This window comes from Actinomycetospora sp. NBRC 106378, assembly GCF_030269685.1.
Taxonomy (GTDB): Bacteria; Actinomycetota; Actinomycetes; order Mycobacteriales; family Pseudonocardiaceae; genus Actinomycetospora.
The window spans coordinates 1-20,401 of sequence record NZ_BSTT01000001.1 but is presented as its reverse complement, the minus strand read 5'-3'; the positions used below and the strand labels follow the sequence as shown (position 1 = coordinate 20,401).

Below are 20,401 nucleotides of genomic sequence, written 5' to 3'. Positions count from 1 at the left end.
CATGCCTCGAACCCCTGCGCCCGGCACCCGGGAGCGCATCCTGGGCACCGCCTCGCGGCTCTTCTACGCGCACGGGGTCCGTGGCGTCGGGATGAACCGGATCATCACCGAGGCCGGGACCGGCAAGAACCTGCTCTACGTGCACTTCCCCACCAAGGACGACCTCGTGGCCGCCTACCTCGGCCGCACCCGCGAGTGGCGGGCGGAGTCGGCGCGGCGGGCCCTCGCCGCGGCGGGCGAGGGCCCGCGCGAGCAGCTCGTGGCGATCGTCGCCGAGGTCGCCCGGATCGCCGACCGCTCGGACTTCCGTGGGTGCGCCTTCCGCAACTACCTCGCCGAGTTCCCCGACGACGAGGCGCCCGCGCCGGCGGCCGTCGCCCGGGAGCACCTCGCCGAGTCGCGCGCGACCATCGAGCGCCTCGCCGGTGAGCTCGGGGTCGACGACCCGGCGGGCCTCGCCGAGCAGCTCTGGCTCCTCGTCGACGGCCTCTACGTCCAGGCCACCTACCGCGACCGCGACGAGCGCCGCCGCGGTGCCGACGCCGCGGTCGCCCTGGCCCGCCGGCTCGTCGGCTCGACCTGACCTACCCGCCGTCGGAAAGCCGGCGGCGTCCGCACCCCCGGACCGATCGGTCCGTCACCTCGTCCGCCCGGAAGGACCCGCGATGCCCCCGAGACCCGGCCTCGTCCTGCTCATCGCCTCGGCCGCGGCGTTCCTGTCGAGCCTCGACCTGTTCATCGTCAACATCGCGTTCCCCGACATCCGGGCCGACTTCCCGGGCACCGACCTCGGCCAGATGTCGTGGATCCTCAACGGCTACACCGTCGTGTTCGCGGCGTTCCTGGCGCTGGCCGGGCGCCTGGCCGACCGCTACGGGCACAAGTGCATCTTCCTGGTCGGGCTCGCCGTCTTCACGGTGGCCTCGGCGGCGTGCGCGGTCGCCCCCACCGTCTGGCTCATCGTCGCGGCCCGCGCGGTGCAGGCCGTGGGCGCGGCCTTCGTGATGCCGACGTCGCTGTCGCTGCTGCTCGCCGCCTACCCGGCCGAGCGGCGCAGCCACGCGGTGGGGGCGTGGGCCTCGATCGGCGCGGTCGCCGCGGCGTTGGGCCCGCCGCTGGGTGGCCTGCTGGTCGAGGCGTCCTGGCACTGGGTGTTCCTGGTGAACGTGCCGGTGGGACTCGTGGCGCTCGTGGCCGGGATGCGGGTGCTGCGGGAGTCCGACGTCGCCCGCACGGGCCGGCCCGACCTGCTCGGGGCGCTCGCGCTGATCGTCGGGGTCGGCGCGCTGGCCTACGCCCTGGTACGGGCCCCCGAGAGCGGGTGGTCCTCGACGCCGGTGGTGGCGGGCTTCGTCGTCGCCGTCCTGGGCCTCGTCGCGGTGGTGTCCCGGTCGCGGCGGCACCCGGTCCCCGCGCTCGACCTCGCCGTGGTCCGGGTCCCCGCCGTCGGGCTCGGGGCGCTGACGATGATCGCGTTCACGACGGCGTTCGCCGGGATGCTCGTGGTCAACGTCCTCTACCTGACCGGGACCTGGGGCTGGTCGGCGCCGCTCGCGGGGATCGCGCTGAGCCCGGGGCCCGCCGTCGTCGTCGTGGTCTCCCGGCTGGCCGGGCACCTGTCGGCGCGGATCGGGATCGGGGCCACGGCGGCGCTCGGCGCCGTCTCGTTCGGCGCGGGGCCGCTCTGGTGGCTGACCCACCTCGGCCTCACGCCCGACTACGCCGCCGGCATGCTCCCCGGCCAGCTCCTCACCGGCCTCGGCGTCGGGCTGATCCTGCCGACCCTCTCCTCCGTGGTGGGGTCGGCGCTGCCCGCGGCGCAGTGGGGGTCGGGCTCGTCGCTCATCAACACCGCGCGGCAGGTCGGCTCGGTGCTCGGGGTGGCGCTCCTGGTCTCGGTGATCGGCGTGCGCACCACGGGGCTGCCGTCGGAGTTCGGCTCGGTCCGCGCCGGGTGGTGGCTGCTCGTCACCGCGGCCGGCGTGGCGGTGGTGCTCGGGCTCGTCCTCGCGGTCGCCGGGCGACCTGCTCGTACCCCGGGTCCCGTGCCCGTTCCCGACGACGGGGCCGGTCCGGTTCCCGACGACGGGACCGGTCCGGTTCTCGACGGCGGGGCCGGTCCGGTCGTGCGCGGGGTGGTGCGCGACGCCGAGGGGCGCCCGGTCGCCGGGGCGGTCACGACCGTCATCGACGCGGGCGGCGCCCAGCTCGGCCGCACCGAGACCGACTCGGACGGCGCCTTCTCCGCGTCGGTCGACGGGGTCGCTCACGTGATCGTGCTGGTCAACGACCCGGCCCACCAGCCGTCCGCGCGGCGCGTCGCGGTGGGCGAGCACGTCGAGCTCGCCCTCGTGCGACGGGCCGCCGTCGCGCCCGTCGCCTGATCCCCGTCCGTCCGTCCGGAGGAGTCCCATGTCCCGCACCGTCACCACCCACGAGGTCGAACGGCACGACGTCGTCCTCCCCTCGGGGTTCGACGAGGCCGTCGCCACCTTCGAGCGGCTGGTGCCGCCGGTCGATCTCCCCGCGCTCGAGGCGGCCGGCACGTGGGACGAGGCGGCAGCCCTGACCGCGTCGGCGTCGTACGGCTTCCTCGTCTACTGGCGGGTCGACGTGGGCGCGGCCATGTCCGGCTCGGCGTTCACCGGCCGGGCCGTGGCCTATCTCGTCGGCAACCACGTGACGGCCGAGCGGATGGCCCGCCACGACCCGCAGGTGATGCTGCACGCGCCGCTCCGGATGCTGATCCACGACGACGCGGAGGGGGCGGCCCACCTCGTCGTCGACCGGCCGAGCAGCTACTTCGGGAGCTACGGCGACCCGGCGATCGCCGAGGTCGGGGGCGAGCTCGACGGTGCGGTCGAACGGCTGCTCGAGGCGCTGAAGGCCTGAGTGGCCGTGACTGTCGGGGGTCGCTGCTAGCTTGCGAACATGAGTTCGAACGAGGCGGTGGACGCGGTCAGCGAGGAGCTGACCGCGCTGCTCACCCGCCTCGGCGAACTCGCCGAACTACCCACCGACCCGGCCGGCGACGGCGCCACCCAGATCGACCGGATCGCGGTCCTGGAACAAGTGCGCTCGGCGGTGGCGGCGGCGCAGCACACCGCGATGGTCGCGTTCGGGCGTGCCCAGGTCGAAGCGCAGCTCGAGCAGATCGCCACCGGCCGGTTGGACCCGGAGAAACTCGGGCGCGGCATCGCCGACCAGATCGCGCTCGCCGCGCACGTCTCCCCGCACGTCGCCGACCGACGCCTGAACGCCGCGGGGGCTCTCGCGTCGGACCTGCCCTGCACCCGCGCCCTGCTCGCCGCCGGGCGGATCAGCGAGTGGTTGGCCGAACAGATCGTCTCGTTGACCTCCCACCTCGACCCCGAGACCCGCCGCCTGGTCGACAAGCAGACCGCCGAGGCCGGGCTCGACGAACTGGGCCGCAAAGCCGCCGTCGCGGCGGTGAACAAACTCGCCTACGAGGCCGACCCCATCGGATTCACCGCCCGCGGGCGCACCGCCCGCAAGGACCGGCGGGTCACCCTGCGCCCCGCGCCGGACACCATGGCCGTGCTCTCCGGGCTGCTGCCCGTCGAGCAGGGCGTCGCCTGCATCGCCGCCCTGCGGAAGTACGCCGACTCGTTGATCGCCACCGGGGACACCGACGACCGCACCCGCGACCAGATCATCGCCGACACCCTCGTCGAACGACTGACCGGGCAGATCTACGCCGAGGACGTCAACGTCGAGGTCGGGATCGTGCTCCCGCTCGACGCCCTCACCGACCCGGACAGCCCGAAGACCGCCGAACTGGTCGGGCACGGGCCGCTGCCGTCCGGGATCGTCTCCGACCTGCTGCGCCACACCGGCGGGCACCGCTGGTGGCGGCGACTGTTCGCCCACCCCGCCCACGGCACCCTCGTCGGCGGCGACCCCCGACGCCGCCTGTTCGACGGTTTCCTCGCCACCCTGATCGCGCTCCGCGACCACGGGATGTGCCGCGACCCCCTATCGGCGTGCTCCCTTGAATTTGCGACAAGCCCCGCTCCGCCACACCGACCACATCAAAGGCCGCAAAGCCGGCGGGCCGACCAGCAGAAAGGGGAGCACGCCGATAGGGGCCGCGGGACCTGCGTGCGCGGCAACCACCTCAAAGAGATGCCCGGCTGGATCACCCTCCTGCTCCACGACGGCCTCGGCGACCAACCCCACACCGTGCAGACCACCACCCCGACCGGCCACACCTACACCAGCCGAGCCGGACCATGACTCCGTCAGGCAATGCGGAACACCGGCCAGCCGATCTCGGTCCGCCAGGCGGTCTCGTCGTCGGTGTCGCGCGGCCCGACGACGTACGTCTCGTGGACCGGGCCGTCCACGACGAGGGCGTGCTCGGCGAGGTGGCGGCCCAGTGCCCCGTAGGTCACGTCGATGTCGGCGTGCGGTCCGTGGTGCACGGTCAGTGCGAGGTCCCGCGCGGGCAGTTCCAGCGGCGCGACCCGGCCCGAGCGGACCGGGCCCGACGTCGGGGCGAAGACGGTCATCGTGCCGTGGCCGGCGGTGAAGAGCTCGTTGTCGTACCGCCCGCCCACCGGTCCGGTCACCGTCACGCCGGCGGCGTCGACGGCCCCGTCGATCTCGGCCATCGCGTCGGCGTACCAGTCCAGGACGTCGTCGCGCGCGACCGCGCCGCTGACGGCCGTGACCGTGGTGGCCGGCACCCACCGTCGTTCGACCTGCAGTCGGGGCGGGTCCGGGGCGAGGAGGCGCTGCAGGGTGCCGACCGCCGCGGAGGTCGTCGCGAGACGACGCTCGAGCCGCACGAGGTGCTCGGCGATCAGGGCGGCCCGCTCCTCCACCGAGGCCCCGAGCAGCCGGGCGATCTCGGCGACGGGCATGTCGAGGTCGCGGAACCGGCGGATGACCTGGGCGGTCGGGATCTGCTCCACGGCGTAGTACCGGTACCCCGACGACGGGTCGATGCGCCGGGGCAGGAGCACCCCGGCGTCGTGGTAGTGGCGCAGCGTCTTCACGCTCAGGTGCGTCACGGTGGCGAACTCGCCGATGGAGAGCAGCGCGGTCACGACGAGGAGCCTGCACCCTCCGGCCGGGGGAGAGTCGCCGGGGACGTGACGACCGTCACGGGCGCTCGACCCTCCGGTGACCGGAGACCCGAGCGTGGTCGCCATGACCGACCAGGAACTCACCGGGCGCCGCGCCGTCGTCACCGGCGCCACCGGGGCGACGGGAGCCGCCGTCGTCGCCCGTCTCGTCGCTGCGGGGGCCTCGGTGCTCGGAGTGGCGCGGAACCCGCCGGTCGAGCACCCCGGCGACGCCGAGGCGTTCGTGGCGGCCGACCTCACCGCGGCCGACGGCGCCCGCCGGGTCGCCGGGCGCGTGGGCCCCGTGGACGTCCTCGTCCACGTCGTCGGCGGCTCGACGGCGCCGTCGGGTGGGTTCGCCGCGCTCGACGACGCGGTCTGGCAGCGCGAACTGGACCTGAACCTGCTCGCCGCCGTCCGGCTCGACCGGGTGCTCGTCCCGCGGATGGTGGCGGCGGGCACGGGCGCGGTGGTGCACGTCAGCTCCATCCAGCGGGCGATGCCGCTGCCCGAGGCGACCCTCGGCTACGCCGCGGCCAAGGCGGCGCTCACCGCGTACAGCAAGGGCCTCGCGACCGAGGTCGCGCCGCGCGGTGTCCGGGTCACCTCCGTCGCCCCGGGCTTCATCGCCACGCCGGCGGCCGAGTCTCTGGTGACACGGCTGGCCGACGGCCTCGACGGCGACCGCGACGCCGCCCTCGCGCACCTGACCGCCTCGCTGGGCGGCATCCCACTCGGCCGCCCCAGCCGCCCGGCCGAGGTCGCCGAGCTCGTCGCCTTCCTCGTGAGCGACCGGGCCTCGGCGATCACCGGCTCCGAACACCGCATCGACGGCGGCACCGTCCGCACCGTCTGACCCCGAAGGGACTCCTCGTGGATCTCGTCCGTCACTACCTCGCCCGCGCCGCGGCGTCCGACCTCGACGCCTACGTCGCCCAGTTCACCGACGACGCCGTCGTCGAGGACGAGGACCGGCTCCACCACGGCCGCACGGCGATCCGGGCTTGGCGCGCGGGGACACCTCGGGTGGACCAGCGCCTCCGCACCGTCGAGGAGACGGCCGAGGGATACCGCGCCGACGTCGAGGTGTCCGGTGACTTCCCTGGCAGCCCGGTGACGCTCACCTACCGCTTCGACGTCGCGCAGGAGGGGATCCGACGGCTCACGATCCGTCCGGCGTGAGGGTGCGGCGCATCCGCGACTCCAGGACCGTCGGGTCGCTCGGTAGCGGCCCGCGCTGACCGGTCGGGTGGAAGCCGAGCCGGTCGTAGAACCGGCGGGCGCGGTCGTTGCCGTCGACGACCCACAGGGCGAGGGCGGCCGCGCCGTCGTCCCGGGCCCAGCCGACGACGGCGTCGACCAGTCGCCCGGCCGTCCCGTCCCCGCGGTGCGCCGGCTCCACCCACATCCCCACCAGGTGCCGCGCGTCGACCTCGTCCGGGTCGCCGATCCCGACCGCCACGCCGACCACCCGGTCCCCGTGCCACGCGAGGAACCAGGCCGCCGTCGTCACCCGCTCGACCCACCCGTCGTCGGGAACGGCCTCCTCGCGGGCGAGGGTGGTGGCGAAGGCGCCTGGGGCGTCGGCGAGCGCCCGGAGCCGGATCGCCCGCGCGTCCCGCCACTCGCCCGCGACGGCGCGCCGGATCGCGATCACGCCGCCCATCCTGCGGGAGGCGGGCGCTCACCGACGACGGACACGTCGGGGTGAGAATGGGAACCGGCACGACCTGCCGGACGACCGGAACGTCGGCGGCAACGTGTGAGGTGGAGGAGAGACGACCATGGCCGAGGGCAGGCACCGCGGGAGCACGGCGACGGCGGGCCCGGCGGACCCGACGACGCCGCTGGTGGGCGCGACGCCACCGACGCCACCGACGCCGGCGGACGACGTCGACGACGGGTTCGACGACGCGTTCGACGACGGCGCCGGGCCGGTCCGCGGGACCGGGTGGGTGCTGCTGGTGGGCGGCCTCGTCGGCCTGGTCGTGTCGATCGTGCTGCTCATCGAGAAGCTCGACCTGCTCGCGAACCCCGACTACGTGCCGAGCTGCTCGATCGACCCGGTGCTCTCCTGCGGCACGATCATGAAGACCTGGCAGGCGTCGCTGCTCGGCTTCCCCAACCCGGTGATCGGGCTCGTGGCGTTCCCGCTGGTCGTCGTCACCGGCACGCTCGTCCTGGCGAAGGTCGAGCTGCCGCGCTGGTACTGGCAGGCGTTCCAGGTGGGGGCGCTCGCGGGCGTCGCGTTCGTGCACTGGCTGATCGCGCAGTCGCTCGTCGTGATCCACGCGCTGTGCCCCTACTGCATGGTCGCCTGGGTCGCGGTGCTGGCGATCTTCTGGTTCACGACGATGCACAACCTGCGCGAGGGCAACCTCGGCGGCGACCCGAGCGGCCCGACCCTCGTCCGCCGGCACGGGTGGGGCCTCGCGGCGTGGTACCTGGTGATCGTCGCGGCCGTCGTCGCGAGCTTCCCGGCCTACTTCGGCGCGATGGTGGGCCTCGCCTGAGAGTCGCTGGTCCGACCGGAGCAGCCGGCCGACCGCTCGTCGTCGGCCCGCCTCCGGTGATCGAGCTCCGGGCGGGCGGTGACTCAGGGATCGCGGTTCCCGACGACGGGCCTGTCTAGCTTTCCGGCGTGACCGTCACCGACGCCCCCGTCACCACCGAGCTCGCCGTCACGGGCATGACCTGTGGCGCCTGCGTGGCGCGGATCGAGCGCCGTCTCGGGAAGCTCCCCGGGGTCGAGGCGCAGGTCAACCTCGCGACCGGTCGGGCCCGCGTGACGCATCCCGGGGACGTGGACGTGCTCGTGCGGACGGTCGAGAAGCTGGGGTTCGGGGCGTCGGTGGTGGGCGTCCCCGTTCTGACCGAAGGGCACCTTCGCTCGGTAGAGCCGCCCGTGGGCGCCCCTCGCCAGTCCGCCCCGGCCGGCGCCGACCCGACCGAAGGGGCCCTTCGCTCGATAGATCCGACCGACGGGGCCCTTCGCTCGAGCGGGGAGCCGACCGAGACCGGCGCACCCGACGACGATCCCGAGGTCGCCGACCTCCGGCAGCGCGCGCTCGTGTGCCTCGCCCTCTCGGTCCCGGTCATCGCCGTCGCCATGGTCTACGCCTGGCAGTTCCGGTACTGGCAGTGGTTCTCGCTGGTGCTGGCCGCGCCGGTCGTGTTCTGGGGCGGCTGGCGCTTCCACCGGGCGGCCGTGAAGCACCTGCGGCACGGGTCCCTGACGATGGACACGCTCGTCTCGGTCGGCGTGCTCGCGGCCTTCGGGTGGTCGGTCTACACGCTGTTCCTCGGCGACGCCGGACTCGGCGGCGTGCGGCACCGCATCTCGATCATCCCCGGGCCGGACCCCTTCGGCGGCACCCGCACGATCTACCTCGAGACCGCGGTCGCGATCGTCACCGCCGTGCTCGTCGGCCGCTGGATCGAGCTGCGCGGCCGCCGGAGGGCCCTGGCCGAGGGCGGTGCCGGCGCCGACACGCACGCCGCGCCCGACGCCCGCCTGCTGGTGGGGGAGCGGGCGCTGCAGGTGCCGGTCGGCACCGTCGCGGCCGGTGACCACGTCGCGGTGCTGCCGGGCGAGACGGTGCCGGTGGACGGCGTCGTCGAGCACGGCACCGCGACCCTCGACGTCGCCGCGATGACCGGCGAGTCCGTCCCGGTCGACGCGGGGTCCGGCACGCGCGTCCTCGCCGGCACCGTCGTCGTCACCGGTCGCGTCGCGGTCCGCGCCACCGGGGTCGGCGAGGACACCCAGTGGGCGCGTCTCACCCGCCGCGTGCAGGACGCCCAGCTCGGCAAGGCCTCCGTGCAGCGCCTCGCCGACTCGATCGCCGGCCGCTTCGTCCCCGTCGTGATGGTCCTGGCGCTCTACACGCTCGGCTTCTGGTGGTTCGCCGACGCCGACCCGGCCTTCGCGGTCGCCGCCGCCATGGCCGTCCTCGTCGTCGCCTGCCCGTGCGCGCTCGGCCTCGCCACCCCGACCGCCCTCGCCGTCGCCTCCGGCCGGGGCCGCCAGCTCGGCATCCTCCTGCGCGGCCCGCAGGTCCTCGAGACCACCCGGAGGATCGACACGGTCGTCCTCGACAAGACCGGCACCGTCACCACCGGCCGCATGTCCCTCCGCTCCTGCGTCCCGACGTCGGGTGTGGTGGCCGCCGACGTCTGGCGCCGGGTCGCGGCGCTCGAGGCGGAGGTCGACCACCCCGTGGCCCGGGCCCTGGTCGAGGCGGCGCACGGTGCCGCCGGTACCGCGACCGACGTCGAGGTGCTCGACGGTCTCGGCGTGCGAGGCACCGTCGACGGCAGCCCCGCCGTCGTCGGGCGCCGCCGCCTCGTCGGGGACCTCCCCGCCGACCTCGAGGCCGCCTTCGTCGACGCCGAGGCGACGGGCTCGACGGCGGTCGTGCTCGCCTGGGCGGACACGCCGGACGGGGAGCCGGTGCCTCGCGCCGTGCTCGTCGTCGGCGACACCGTCCGGGAGACCTCGGCCGAGGCCGTCGCCCGGATGCGGGCGATGAAGCTCCGCCCGATGCTTCTCACCGGCGACAACCCGGCCGCGGCGCACGCCGTGGCCCGCGAGGTCGGCATCGCGCCCGAGGACGTGATCGCCGAGGTGCTGCCCACCGAGAAGGCGGACGTGGTCGACCGGCTCCGCGCCGAGGGGCGGACCGTCGCGATGGTCGGCGACGGGGTGAACGACGCCGCCGCCCTCGCCCGCGCCGATCTCGGCCTCGCCATGGGCACCGGGTCGGCGCTGGCCGTCGACGCCGGGGACCTGACGCTGGTCGGGGACGACCTGCGCTCGGTCACCGACGCCCTGCGCCTGGCCCGTCGCACGCTCGCGACGATCCGCGGGAACCTGTTCTGGGCCTTCGCCTACAACGTGGCCGCGCTCCCGCTCGCCGTCTTCGGGCTGCTCAACCCGATGATCGCCGGCGCCGCGATGGGGCTGTCGAGCGTCTTCGTCGTCGGGAACAGCCTGCGGCTGCGCCGGTTCCGGCCGAACCGCTGACCTACAGCGGCGGGGCGACCGCGTCCAGACGCGCGTCCCCGGGGCCCAGGATCTTCCCGTCCATCACGAGCGTGGGGGTGCCGAAGCTGCCGGTCTTCGGCTGACGCAGGGCCGGGTCCTTCGCCACGCGGGCGAAGGTGGCCGTGATCGCCGGCGCGTACTTCGCACTGCGGACGCAGTCGGCGTAGCCCGGGCCGGCCTTGAGCCGTTGACCGAGGTCGACGAGTTGGTCGACCGTGTAGGCCGTGCCGCCCTCCTCGGGCTGGGCGGTGTAGAGGCTGACGTGCAGGTCCGGGAAGATCCCGTTCTCCGCGCCGCAGATCATCGCGTTGCCGGCGAGCGTCGAGTAGCCCTCCGGCTCGGAGCGCTGGTCGAGCATGTTCACCAGGTGGTAGCGGACCCGCAGCTTCCCCTCGGCCACCACCTTGGCGATCCGCGCGCCGCCCCGGGCCTCGAAGGACTGGCACGCCGGGCAGAGCGCGTCCTCGTAGACGTCGAGGGTGTGCGGCGCGGAGCGGCCGGCCACCACGACGCCGTCGTCGATCGTCGTGGCGAACGACGTGCCCGCCCGCGAGATGGGGATCGAACCGGCGGGCGTCGCCGGATCGACCGGTCCGCTCGACGCGCTGTGCTGCGTGAGCACCACGCCGCCGATCACCACGGCCAGGACGGCCACCACGACGATGCCGACGATCATCGGCATCCGCGACCTCCGCCGCCGCTCCTCGACCCCCGCGCGCTCGCTCATACGCGTGTCAACGACCGCCCGGGCGTTCCGGCGCAGGGGTCGGGGACGGCGGGTCCGACGCGCGGTCGGGCCGCTGCGGTCAGCGGCGGCTGCGGGCCAGGTCGGCGAGCATGGCGTTGTAGGCGGTGAGCTCGGCGTCGCCGTCCCGGTCGGCGCGCCGGTCGTGCCGTTCGCCCTCGACGCGGTCGTGCCGCGACCACTGGATCAGCAGCGCGATGATCACGACGACGAGCGGGACCTCGCCCGCCGCCCACGCGATGCCGCCGCCGAGGGACTGGTCGCGCAGCAGGTCCGGCACCCACGGCAACGCGAGGTCGGCGTAGAAGCGCTGCCCGATCACGGTGTCCGCGCCCAGCAGGGCGACGCCGAAGAAGGCGTGGAACGGCATCGAGGCGAGCAGCAGGGCCAGCCGGGCCACGTGCGGGAGCGGCCGCGGGGAGCGGTCGACCCCGATGATCGGCCAGAAGAACAGGTAGCCGGTCGCCATGAAGTGCAGGTACATGAGCTGGTGGGCCCAGTGGTACGGCAGCGCGGCGGCGTAGATCGGCGAGAAGTACAGCGCGTAGAACGAGCCGACGAACACGACCAGCGAGACCACGGGGTGGGTCAGGACGCGGGACACCGGCGAGGCGACGAGCGAGAGCAGCCAGTCCCGGGGCCCCGGCGGTTCCTCGCCGGCCGGGAGCGCCCGCAGCGCGAGCGTGACCGGGCCGCCCAGCACGAACAGGATCGGCACGAGCATCGAGAGCAGCATGTGGGCGCCCATGTGCACGCTGAACATCGCCATCGCGTACTCGCCGAAGCCGCTCGTCGTCGTCCACCCGAGCAGCGCGCACCCGCCCAGCCACGCGGCGGTGCGTCCGGGGGGCCACGCGTCGCCGCGGCGGCGCAGGCGCAGCACGCCGGCGAGGTAGAGCCCGGCCAGGGCCAGCGCCAGCACGTCGAGGAGCACGCTCACGCGACCGGGGGCGAGCATCGTCAGCACGCTCGGGGCGCCCGGCAGCTCGAACCCGAGGAGCGTCTGCTGCGCACTCGCGGGGCGCAGCAGGCCGGGCGGCAGCCCGGCGGCGAGCAGGCCGGTGACGGCCGTGCCCGCGGCCAGCACGGCCGCCGTCGGGAGGAACCGGCCGCGCAGGTGCAGGAGGAACGCGACGAGGACCAGCAGGAGCTGGGCGGCCGCGAGCGCGCCGTAGAGGGTGGTCCAGCCGTCGCGGACGAGGTAGACCGCGACGACGGCGAGGCCTCCCAGGGCGACCGGGCCGCAGACGAGGCCCGCGCGGCGGGCCCGGCGGCGGACGACGTCGGGGTACGGGCGGCCGGCGGCCAGGTGGGCGCCCGCCGTCGCGGTGACGCCGAGCCACGCGGCGAGGGCGAGGGCAGCGAGGGCGGCGGCGTCGGTCGCGATGTCGTGCCCTTCGCCGACGCTGGCGACGACCCCGGTGGCGACCGGGGCGACGACCGCGAGCGCCGCGGGGGCGAGTGCTCCCACGGCCGCGCGCCAGGAGAACGTCACCCGGCACATGACGGCGACCACGGCCGCGGCCACGGCGCTGACGAGGAAGCCGGCCGGCTCCTCGAGGGCGCTCAGCGAGGCGAGGAAGGCGTCGGGCACGGAGAGGACCCGCGGGTCGCCGCCGGTGCCGACGATCACGGTGAGCGGCACGAGCGCGGACGCGGCCAGGGCCCACGCCGCGGCGGCGAGGCCGGCCCGGCGGACGGCGACGTAGGCGCGGGCGGACAGCCGGATGCCGTCCCGGCCCGGGAGCACCGCCACCGCCGCGACCAGCCCGCCGACGGTGAACCCGGCGGCGAGCGCCAGGGCCATCCGCACCAGGGGCGTCGCGATCCGCAGGCCCTCGTCCGGCGTCGAGACCCCGAGGGCGCGGAACGGCGCCTCCCCGACACCCCGGACGGTGAGGACCACCGCGACGACGGCGACGGCGAGACCCGCACCTGCCGTCAGGAACCGACGTGCCACGACCGGCGACCTCCTCGTACGACAGACTGTCGTACCAGTGTCCACCAGGTGGGCAGGGGTTCACAGCGCGGCACCGGTCCCGCGAAGCTGAGAACACCTGAACGCCTCGTACGGTCGCAGGCAGGCAACCGCTGGGAGGACCGCCGTGGTGGAAGGTTGGGCGGGCGTCGCGATCGCGACGCTCTTCGTCCTGACGACGGCGCTGTGCGGGCTCTCGCTCGGTGCCCACGGAGCGCGGCGCAGCGGCCGGCTCGCGCTGGCGGAGGCGAACCACGTCGCGATGGGCGTGGCGATGATCGTCATGGCGGCGCCGGCGACGGCCGAGCTCGTGCCGTCCGGCGTCGGGGTCCTCGTGTTCGGCGTGGCCGCGGCGGGCTGGTTCGGCGTCCTGCTGACCGCGCGGCTGCTCGGCGAACCCCTCGGGTCGATCATCGGGCGCGACCGCTGCACCGGTCACCCCGTGCACCTGCTGCTGGTGAACGCGGCGATGGTCGCGATGTACGTGGCGATGCTGCCCGGCGGTGCCCACGGGGGGCATGCCAGTGGGTCCGGGATGTCGGCGATGCCGGGCATGGAGGCCCCCGCCCCGGCACCGGGGATCACGCCGCTGACGGTGGTGGCGGGGCTGCTGGCTCTCTACCTCGTGGCGCACGCGGTGGCGACGGCGGTGGTGGTCACGCGCCGCGCGACGCCCGGGGCGTGCCCGGAGGACGCGGAGGACGCGGAGGACGCGGAGGACGCGGAGGACGCGGAGGACGCGGACGGGGCCGTCGCGGTGCGCGTGCGTCCTGTCCGGGTCCTCGCGCACGGTCGCGTGCAGCTCGTCGGGCAGGCCGGGATGGGCCTGGCGATGGCCGCGATGCTGCTACTCGGGGTCTGACGGGCCGTACACCACGAGCGTCAGGTCGGGGCGCTCGGCGGGGTGCAGGGCGGTGTGGGTCAGCGTCACCACCGTGCCGTCGGGCCGTCGGACGCGCTTGCGGCCCGACCGGTCGTCGCGCACGTCCTGACGGGTCCACCACGCGGCGGCCTCGGGCGAGGTCTCCCGCAGCTGCGCGACCACCGCGGCGACGCGGCCGTCGTCGGGATGGCGGGCGCTCGCCGAGCGCAGCCGCGCGAGGACACCGAGCGCGACCTCCTCGCGGTCGACGAGGACCTCGTCGGCGGTCGGGTCGGTGAACACCCACAGGGCGACGTTGGGGGCGATGCCGCGGAGGAGCGTCCGGGCCGCGGTGTTGAGGGCGAGCACGTCGAAGCTGGCGGCGGTGACGTAGGCGGGCCGGGGGGCGAGCGCGTCGACGAGGTCGGCGAGGGCGGGGTCGACCCGCTCCGGACCGGTCGGCGGGGCGTCGGGGACGAGCCCGGCGAGGCGGAAGAGGTGGTCGCGCTCCTCGTCGGTGAGCCCGAGCGTGCCGGCGATCGCACCCAGCACCTGCGCGGACGGGCGGACGGGCCTGCCCTGCTCCAGGAACGTGTACCAGCTCGTGCTGACGCCGGAGACCAGCGCGACCTCCTCGCGGCGCATCCCGGGGGTGCGCCGGCGGCCGCCGGCGGGGAGCCCGACGTCGTCGGGGGAGCGGTGTTCGCGGCGGTGGCGGAGGAAGGCGCCGAGCTCGCCGGAGACGGAGCGCAGCGGAACTCGACCGTCGGGGACGGTGGTCACGGGTACCTCCGGTACCAGGATGAGCAGGAGCTGGATACCAGGCTAACTCGCGCACAGGATCGGACCCATGCGCGCATGGATGCTCGACGGGCCCGGTGCCACCCTCCGCCTCGCCGAGGCGGCGGAGCCGGAGCTGCGACCGGACGGGGTGCTGCTCGAGGTGCTCGCCGCCCACGTCCCGGCCTACACCGACGTGGTCACCCAGGCCGGTCCGCGGGGCGGGGTGCCGACGCCGCTGGTGCTGGGCGTCGGCGGTATCGCGCGGGTGCTGGCGGTCGGGGCGGACGTGTTCGGCTTCGCGGTCGGCGACGTCGTGGCGCACGTCGGCCTGCTCGGCTCCGACGACGTGGTCGCCCCCGAGGAGTTCCTCACGGGATGGACGGGGATCGGGGGCCGCGGCGTCCGGACGCCGACGATCGCGGCGATGCAGGACCGCTGGCGCGACGGGACCTTCGCCGAGCGCGTCCTCGTCCCCGCGGACGCGCTCGTCCGGTTGCCCGGGGCGACCGGCGCGCCCCGCGAGGCGCTGCTGGGCTGGTTCGCCATCGCGGCCGAGGCCCTCGACCGGGCCGGCCTCGAAGCGGGGCACGAGGTGGCGGTGCTCGGCGCGACCGGCCAGCTCGGGACGGCCGGGGTGCACCTGGCCCTCGCGCGGGGCGCGTCGCGCGTGGTGGCGGTCGGTCGGAACCCGGCGCAGCTGGAGCGGCTCGCGGCGATCGACGCGCGTGTGCGGCCGGTCCCCTTGGCAGATCGGGAGCCGACGACGGCGGCGATCGGTGAGGTCGACGTCGTGCTCGACGCGCTCGGACCGGTGCCGAGCGCGGACCCGACCCTCGCCGGGCTGGACGCCGTGCGCCCCGGCGGCGCGATGGTCCTGGTCGGCGGGGTGCGGCAGGACCTGGCGATCCCGTACGGCGTGCTGATGCGGCGGCGGCTGCGACTGGTCGGGTCCTGGATGTTCCGGCGCGAGACCCTGCTGCGCGTCTGGCGGCAGGCGGCGGCGGGCGTGCTGGACCTGTCGTCGCCTGCGGTGGAGGTCGTCGGGCTGGACGACCCGGCCGGGGCCCTGGATCTCGCGGCCCGGACCGGCGGGTCGGGCTTCGTCGTCCTGGTGCCGGCCCGCGCGTCGTGATGCGCCGAACGGAGCAGCGGGCCAGAGTGGCGCCATGCGCGTCCAGTGGTTCGTACCAGTGGTCCTGACGGCGGCGGTGCTGGCCGGGTGCTCGACCGGCACCCCGCAGGCGGCCCCGCCCACCACCGTGACCGTGACGGCGCCGCCGTCCGCCACGTCCGCCGCCCCGACGACCGGGACCCCGACCAGCAGCGCCGCGCCGATGGCGGGGAAGTGCACGCTCACCGACGTGCGGGCGCAGGTCACGCTGACCACGGGGGAGGCGGGGCAGCGCCACACCACGGTCACCTGGACGAACGTGTCCGGCTCGACCTGCACGATGTTCGGGTTCGGCGGGGTCGACCTGGACGGACCGCCCCCGTCGCCGTACTCGCTGCCGCGCTCGTCGGTGGCGCCGCAGACGGTGCGCCTGGCGCCGGGGGAGAAGGCGCACACCGTGATCACGTGGCTCCCGGGCGACTGGACACCGACGAGGCTGGTGGTCACCCCGCCCGACGAGACGCACTCGCAGGTGCTCGACTGGCCCGGCGGCGGTGTGCTGCGCCAGGACGGGGCGACGCGGCCGGGGACCTACATCGGCCCGGTCGAGGCGGGCGCGAGCGCCTGACCGTCCGTGCGTGTCGCGCGCGCCGACTGACACCGGACTCCGGCACAGGTGCGGGAACCGGTGCCGCCGGCACCGGTCCCTTGAGGCCCGTCCGGCGATCGGCACGAGACCCGCGACCAGCTCGCCGAGCTCCCCGTCGTCGAGCACGTCGTACGCCGGCGCCGCCGCGACGTCGGTGAGGTGCTCGATCCGCTCGCGGAGGTCGCGGCCGGCCTCGGTGAACCCGCCGTCGGCGTCGACCAGTCCACGGACCCGCAGCCGCTCGACGGCGGCCTCGACGAGGGCCGGCGGCAGGTGGTGGAGCCGACTGAACTCCGCCGCCCGCTCGCCGAGGGCCAGGGCGGTGAGGACGTGCGCCTCGGGGCCGCCGATGCCGTGGGCCACGAGGACGGCGTTGTGGCCGTCGCCGCGGTGCTCGCGGAGCAGGGTGGCCGCGTGCCAGAGCCGGGCCACCGGTTCCGCGGGCACGGGCAGGGCCCGGAGGCCGGCGAAGAGGGGGCGGCCCTCGCTCGGCGCGCCGACGGCCGCACGGGTGGCGAGGTCGGCGACCCGTTCCGTGCCCGGGGCGTCCGCGAGGTCCCCGAGCCGTTCCCGCAGTGCGGCGGCGCAGGCCCGCTCGCGCACGGCGATCGCCTTCTGCGGTGTGACCGTCTCCCAGACCCTGGGGATGTGGCGGGCCACCTCGCCGTCGGCGAAGTTGTAGAACACCGCGTGCACCACCTCGGGCGGCGCGAGCCCGAGCGGCGCCGCCCGGCCGGCGAAGTAGCCGTCCCAGTAGCCCCGCATCCCGAGTGCCTGGAAGGCCCGGGTCGGCCCGGCCGAGAAGGCGATCGTGGCGACCGGCTCGATCAGCTCGAACAGGCGGTGGACCTCAGCGGATCGGTCGGTCATCGGATGCTCCTCACGCCGGTGGGACGGGGTGTCCGTCACCTCCCCGTCGAGCGAGGTCGCCGGTGTTCGACAGGCGCACCCCGGTCGGTTCCGGGAAGTGCGTCCCGAGCAGGAGGGCGTCCCGCTGGCGCGCCCGGGTGAGGAGCCGGTCGCGGGTGCGTCGGGCCTGTCCCGGGTCGACGTCCACGCAGCTGCCGACCTCGGGGTGCAGCAGCTGGACCGGGTGGTGCACGGCGTCGCCGCTGATCAGCGCGGTGTCACCACCCGATCGGATCTCGACCGACACGTGTCCGGGCGTGTGGCCCGGCGTCGGGACGAGGCGCACCGCCGAGGTCAGTGCGAGTCCGTCGTCGGGAACGTCCGGGGTGTCGAGCAGGCCGGCGTCGCGGACCGGCAGCACGGAGTCGGCGATCATCTGCGCGCGTGCCGGTTCGAGGTCGACCGAGGTCCAGTACGCCCACTCCGCGGCCGGGGTGAGGTGGCGGGCGCCGGGGAAGGTCGGAATCCACGCGCCGTCGACGAAGATCGTGTTCCAGCCGACATGGTCGGCGTGCACGTGGGTCATGACGACGAGGTCGACGGCGCCCGGCCCGAACCCGGCCGCCTCGGCGCCGGCGAGCCAGTCGGTGTCGAGGTCGTGCCAGGCCGGGTTCGCCCGTTGCTTGTGGTTGCCGACGGCGGTGTCGACGAGGATGCGCCGGCCTTCCGACTCCACGGCGAACGTGTGTGTCGCGAGCCGGAGCGACCCGTCGTCGTGCCGGAAGGCGGGGTCGAGCTCCGCCGCCTGCTCGGGCGTGACGTCGGGCAGCAGCCACGCCGCCGTGGGTGGCGGCAGGATCGCCTCGTCGATCCTGTGGACGACGACGTCACCGATCCGCCAACTGCGCATGGCTCGAGCTTAACGCGAACATCTATGCTTTAGTCGGACCGGTTACGGTCACGCCGTGAGCCTCGTGATCGACACCGGCGTCGAGATGACCACCCGCGACGGCGTCGTGCTCGTCGCCGACGTCTACCGGCCCGCGGCCGAGGGGTCCTGGCCGACCCTGCTGCACCGGACGCCCTACGACCGGACCGATCCCACGCTGGTCAGCGCCATCGTCGCCGACCCGCTCCGGCTCGCCCGGCAGGGCTTCGCCGTCGTGGTGCAGGACGTCCGGGGCCGGTTCGCCTCCGGCGGCGAGACCGACTTCGCCGTGCAGGAGGTCGACGACGGGTACGACGCCGTCGAGTGGGCCGCCGCGCAGCCGTGGAGCACCGGCGACGTCGGGATCTACGGCTCGTCGTACCACGCGATCGCGGCGCTCAACGCCGTCGCGGCGCGGCCGCCGCACCTACGGGCGGCGCTGGCCATGATCGGCGGGGCCGACATGGCGGCCACGTCCTGGCCGGGCGGCACGTTCGAGCTCGGCTTCCTCGCGCTCTACTCCCTCGGTCAGACCGTCGACACGCTGCGCCGGACCGGCCGGCTCGACCGGCTCGCGGACGTCCAGCGCGCCGCAACCGACCCGCTCGGCACGGTGTCGACGCTGCCGCTCACCGCGGTGCCGGTCCTCGACGACCCGACGGTCGCGCCCGCCTGGCACGATCGCCTCGCCCACGCCCCCGGCGACCCCTGGTGGCACCGGCACCCGAACGTCCACCGCGACCCGTCCCTGGTCGGGGTGCCGCTGCTGCAGGTCGCGGCCTACCGGGACTTCCTCTCCCCACCGATGTTCCGGCTCGCCGAGACCCTGGGTGATCCGCACCGGTTCGTCGCCGGGCCGTGGGCGCACGGCGGGGTCTACACCGGTCACACCGGGGCGCGGGTGCTGCCGGACACGGCCGGCGGGGTCGGGGCGTGGGGTCCGCTCATCGCCGCGTGGTTCGACCGGCACCTGCGGGGCGGCGAGGGCCGGCACCGGTTCCTCACCGACGACCCGGTGCACTACTACCTCGGCGGCGAGAACCGGTGGACGAGCGCCGCGAGCTGGCCGCCGCCGTCGTCGGGAACGCGCCTGGACCTCCTCGAGGAGCCGGCGAGTATCCGTGCCGACCCCCGCGACCCCGTCCCGACGACGGGTGGCGCGATGTCCGCGCCGCCGCTCGGCCCGGACGGCATCCAGGACCAGCGCGTGCTCGACGGGCGGGACGACGTGCTGGTGCTGGCGACGGAGCCGTTGGTCGACCCGCTGACCGTCGTCGGGCGGCCGCGCCTCGAGGTCGAGTTCTCGACGACGGCGGTGGACGCGGACGTCTGCGTCACGCTCGTCGACGTGGAGCCCGGCGGCTACGCCGTGCCGGTCGCGGAGGGGGCGGCGCGGCTACGTACTGCTCTGGGGCGGTTCGTGACCCCCGACGAGCGCGTGGCGGTCACCGTGGAGCTGCACGACACCGCGCACGTCTTCCGAGCCAGGCATCGTCTGCGGGTGCAGATCGCGGGCTCGTCCTTCCCACGTCGGAGCCGCAACCTGCACACGGCGACCGCTCCCGAGCAGGGCACGCTCGACGAGGCCGTCGTCGCGACGCACACAGTGCATGCGGCGACGCTGGTGTCCTGACCCGGCCGACGAGGCGCGAGACGTCACTCATCGGGCTGCCGAGGCGCCGGTGAGCCCTGTCGTAGCCGGGGACATGCTGGACACGCCGTACCGGGGAGATACCTGACAGGTCGGGGTGGCTGCGCTGTGGTGGGCCATGCCGCTGAGGGCGATGGTGAGCGTGGTGGAACAACGCCTCGAGGTGCTGCGCGAAGCCCAGCTACCTGGGCGGTCGGTGGCCCAGGTGTGTGCTCGACACGGCATCAGCCGGCAAACGTTCTACAACTGGAAAAAGGCCCACGACGCCGAGGGCCTGCCCGGGTTGCTGCCCGCCTCGCGGCGTCCGCACCGCAGTCCCCACCAGCTCGACCCGGTCCTCGAGGAGCGGATCTGGCGGCTGCGCAAGGAACACGGCTGGGGCCCGCGCAAGCTGCGTGACCGGCTACGTCTCGACGGGGACCTGTCCGCGCTGCCCTCGATCTCCACCGTGCAGCAGGTCCTGGCCCGCCACGGCGACGGGGCGCTGCGGGTCTCCCGCCCGCGTGGGACCCGCTACCGCTACGAGGGGCAGCGGTTCACCTATCCGCATCCCAACCAGCTCTGGCAGATCGACGGGGCGATGCACCACCTCGCCGACGGCACCCCGTTCTGGGCGGTCGACATCGTCGATGACCACTCCCGGTTCTGCGTGGGCATCGAGCTCGGCGAGGCGTTGACCTCCACCCTGGCCTGGGCCGCGATACGCAG

General features: G+C 75.0%; 19 protein-coding genes and 1 pseudogene. 13 read left to right on the top strand and 7 right to left on the bottom strand.

The features are described 5' to 3' along the window. Nucleotide 1: 1 nt before the first annotated feature. The 4 genes from QSK00_RS00100 to QSK00_RS00085 all read left to right on the top strand — a co-directional run bounded on the left by QSK00_RS00100 (nt 2) and on the right by QSK00_RS00085 (nt 4,257). Nucleotides 2-583, top strand: coding sequence for a TetR/AcrR family transcriptional regulator (locus QSK00_RS00100; protein WP_285586215.1), 582 nt, complete (start codon nt 2-4; stop codon nt 581-583). 82 nt (nt 584-665) lie between these two features. After that, on the top strand, nt 666-2,384 hold the full coding sequence (locus tag QSK00_RS00095) for an MFS transporter (protein WP_285586214.1): 1,719 nt from the start codon (nt 666-668) through the stop codon (nt 2,382-2,384). A 28-nt stretch (nt 2,385-2,412) separates the two neighbouring features. Further along, complete coding sequence (locus QSK00_RS00090) at nt 2,413-2,892, top strand: DUF302 domain-containing protein (RefSeq protein WP_285586211.1); 480 nt, start codon at nt 2,413-2,415, stop codon at nt 2,890-2,892. 39 nt (nt 2,893-2,931) lie between these two features. Further along, nucleotides 2,932-4,257 carry a DUF222 domain-containing protein gene (locus QSK00_RS00085; protein WP_285586209.1) on the top strand — a complete coding sequence of 442 codons (1,326 nt, stop codon included), beginning with the start codon at nt 2,932-2,934 and terminating at the stop codon, nt 4,255-4,257. A gap of 5 nt (nt 4,258-4,262) precedes the next feature. Here the strand turns inward: QSK00_RS00085 and QSK00_RS00080 are convergent, their stop codons facing one another. Further along, a complete protein-coding gene (locus tag QSK00_RS00080; RefSeq protein ID WP_285586207.1) occupies nt 4,263-5,072 on the bottom strand; it encodes a MerR family transcriptional regulator in 810 nt (269 codons plus the stop codon). A gap of 103 nt (nt 5,073-5,175) precedes the next feature. On the opposite strand from QSK00_RS00080, the gene QSK00_RS00075 reads away from it, so the two are divergent. Beyond that, entirely contained in the window at nt 5,176-5,946 is a 771-nt protein-coding gene (locus QSK00_RS00075; protein ID WP_285586205.1) for an SDR family oxidoreductase, read from the top strand. A 17-nt stretch (nt 5,947-5,963) separates the two neighbouring features. Further along, nucleotides 5,964-6,272: a nuclear transport factor 2 family protein gene (locus QSK00_RS00070; protein ID WP_285586204.1), complete on the top strand. Its 309-nt coding sequence runs from the start codon at nt 5,964-5,966 to the stop codon at nt 6,270-6,272. On the opposite strand, the gene QSK00_RS00065 is transcribed toward QSK00_RS00070, so the two are convergent. Further along, nucleotides 6,253-6,747 (bottom strand): GNAT family N-acetyltransferase, encoded by a 495-nt coding sequence (locus QSK00_RS00065; protein WP_285586202.1) that lies wholly within the window; start codon nt 6,745-6,747, stop codon nt 6,253-6,255. The two genes, QSK00_RS00070 and QSK00_RS00065, sit on opposite strands and share 20 nt — an antisense overlap. Nucleotides 6,748-6,874: 127 nt before the next feature. Between QSK00_RS00065 and QSK00_RS00060 the strand changes: the two genes are divergently transcribed. Both QSK00_RS00060 and QSK00_RS00055 read left to right on the top strand, forming a co-directional pair. Then, nucleotides 6,875-7,603: a vitamin K epoxide reductase family protein gene (locus tag QSK00_RS00060; protein WP_285586200.1), complete on the top strand. Its 729-nt coding sequence runs from the start codon at nt 6,875-6,877 to the stop codon at nt 7,601-7,603. Between the two features lie 128 nt (nt 7,604-7,731). After that, nucleotides 7,732-10,116 carry a heavy metal translocating P-type ATPase gene (locus QSK00_RS00055; RefSeq protein ID WP_285586199.1) on the top strand — a complete coding sequence of 795 codons (2,385 nt, stop codon included), beginning with the start codon at nt 7,732-7,734 and terminating at the stop codon, nt 10,114-10,116. Between the two features lies 1 nt (nt 10,117). Here QSK00_RS00055 and QSK00_RS00050 read toward each other — a convergent pair whose 3' ends face one another. Together QSK00_RS00050 and QSK00_RS00045 are read right to left on the bottom strand one after the other, a co-directional pair. Next, on the bottom strand, nt 10,118-10,864 hold the full coding sequence (locus QSK00_RS00050) for a DsbA family protein (protein ID WP_285586198.1): 747 nt from the start codon (nt 10,862-10,864) through the stop codon (nt 10,118-10,120). Between the two features lie 79 nt (nt 10,865-10,943). After that, nucleotides 10,944-12,842, bottom strand: a complete 1,899-nt coding sequence (locus QSK00_RS00045) for a cytochrome c oxidase assembly protein (RefSeq protein ID WP_285586196.1) — start codon at nt 12,840-12,842, stop codon at nt 10,944-10,946. Nucleotides 12,843-12,987: 145 nt separating this feature from the next. On the opposite strand from QSK00_RS00045, the gene QSK00_RS00040 reads away from it, so the two are divergent. Beyond that, nucleotides 12,988-13,722, top strand: a complete 735-nt coding sequence (locus tag QSK00_RS00040; protein WP_285586195.1) for a DUF5134 domain-containing protein — start codon at nt 12,988-12,990, stop codon at nt 13,720-13,722. Here the strand turns inward: QSK00_RS00040 and QSK00_RS00035 are convergent. After that, the gene (locus QSK00_RS00035) at nt 13,708-14,505 is read right to left on the bottom strand and encodes a helix-turn-helix transcriptional regulator (RefSeq protein ID WP_285586194.1); all 798 of its coding nucleotides are present in this window, start codon (nt 14,503-14,505) and stop codon (nt 13,708-13,710) included. The two genes, QSK00_RS00040 and QSK00_RS00035, sit on opposite strands and share 15 nt — an antisense overlap. Nucleotides 14,506-14,572: 67 nt before the next feature. Here QSK00_RS00035 and QSK00_RS00030 point away from each other — a divergent pair, with 67 nt between their 5' ends. Together QSK00_RS00030 and QSK00_RS00025 are read left to right on the top strand one after the other, a co-directional pair. Next, the gene (locus QSK00_RS00030; protein ID WP_285586192.1) at nt 14,573-15,637 is read left to right on the top strand and encodes a zinc-binding dehydrogenase; all 1,065 of its coding nucleotides are present in this window, start codon (nt 14,573-14,575) and stop codon (nt 15,635-15,637) included. A gap of 34 nt (nt 15,638-15,671) precedes the next feature. Next, nucleotides 15,672-16,244 carry a DUF4232 domain-containing protein gene (locus QSK00_RS00025; protein ID WP_285586190.1) on the top strand — a complete coding sequence of 191 codons (573 nt, stop codon included), beginning with the start codon at nt 15,672-15,674 and terminating at the stop codon, nt 16,242-16,244. 93 nt (nt 16,245-16,337) lie between these two features. Here the strand turns inward: QSK00_RS00025 and QSK00_RS30485 are convergent. Continuing rightward, nucleotides 16,338-17,135, bottom strand: a pseudogene (locus QSK00_RS30485) (SCO6745 family protein); the annotation flags it as partial. A gap of 10 nt (nt 17,136-17,145) precedes the next feature. After that, nucleotides 17,146-18,024, bottom strand: a complete 879-nt coding sequence (locus QSK00_RS00015) for an MBL fold metallo-hydrolase (protein ID WP_285586187.1) — start codon at nt 18,022-18,024, stop codon at nt 17,146-17,148. A 55-nt stretch (nt 18,025-18,079) separates the two neighbouring features. Here QSK00_RS00015 and QSK00_RS00010 point away from each other — a divergent pair, with 55 nt between their 5' ends. Then, entirely contained in the window at nt 18,080-19,675 is a 1,596-nt protein-coding gene (locus tag QSK00_RS00010; protein WP_285586185.1) for a CocE/NonD family hydrolase, read from the top strand. A 163-nt stretch (nt 19,676-19,838) separates the two neighbouring features. Next, a partial coding sequence (locus QSK00_RS00005) for a helix-turn-helix domain-containing protein (protein WP_285586181.1) occupies nt 19,839-20,401 on the top strand: 563 nt, incomplete at its 3' end.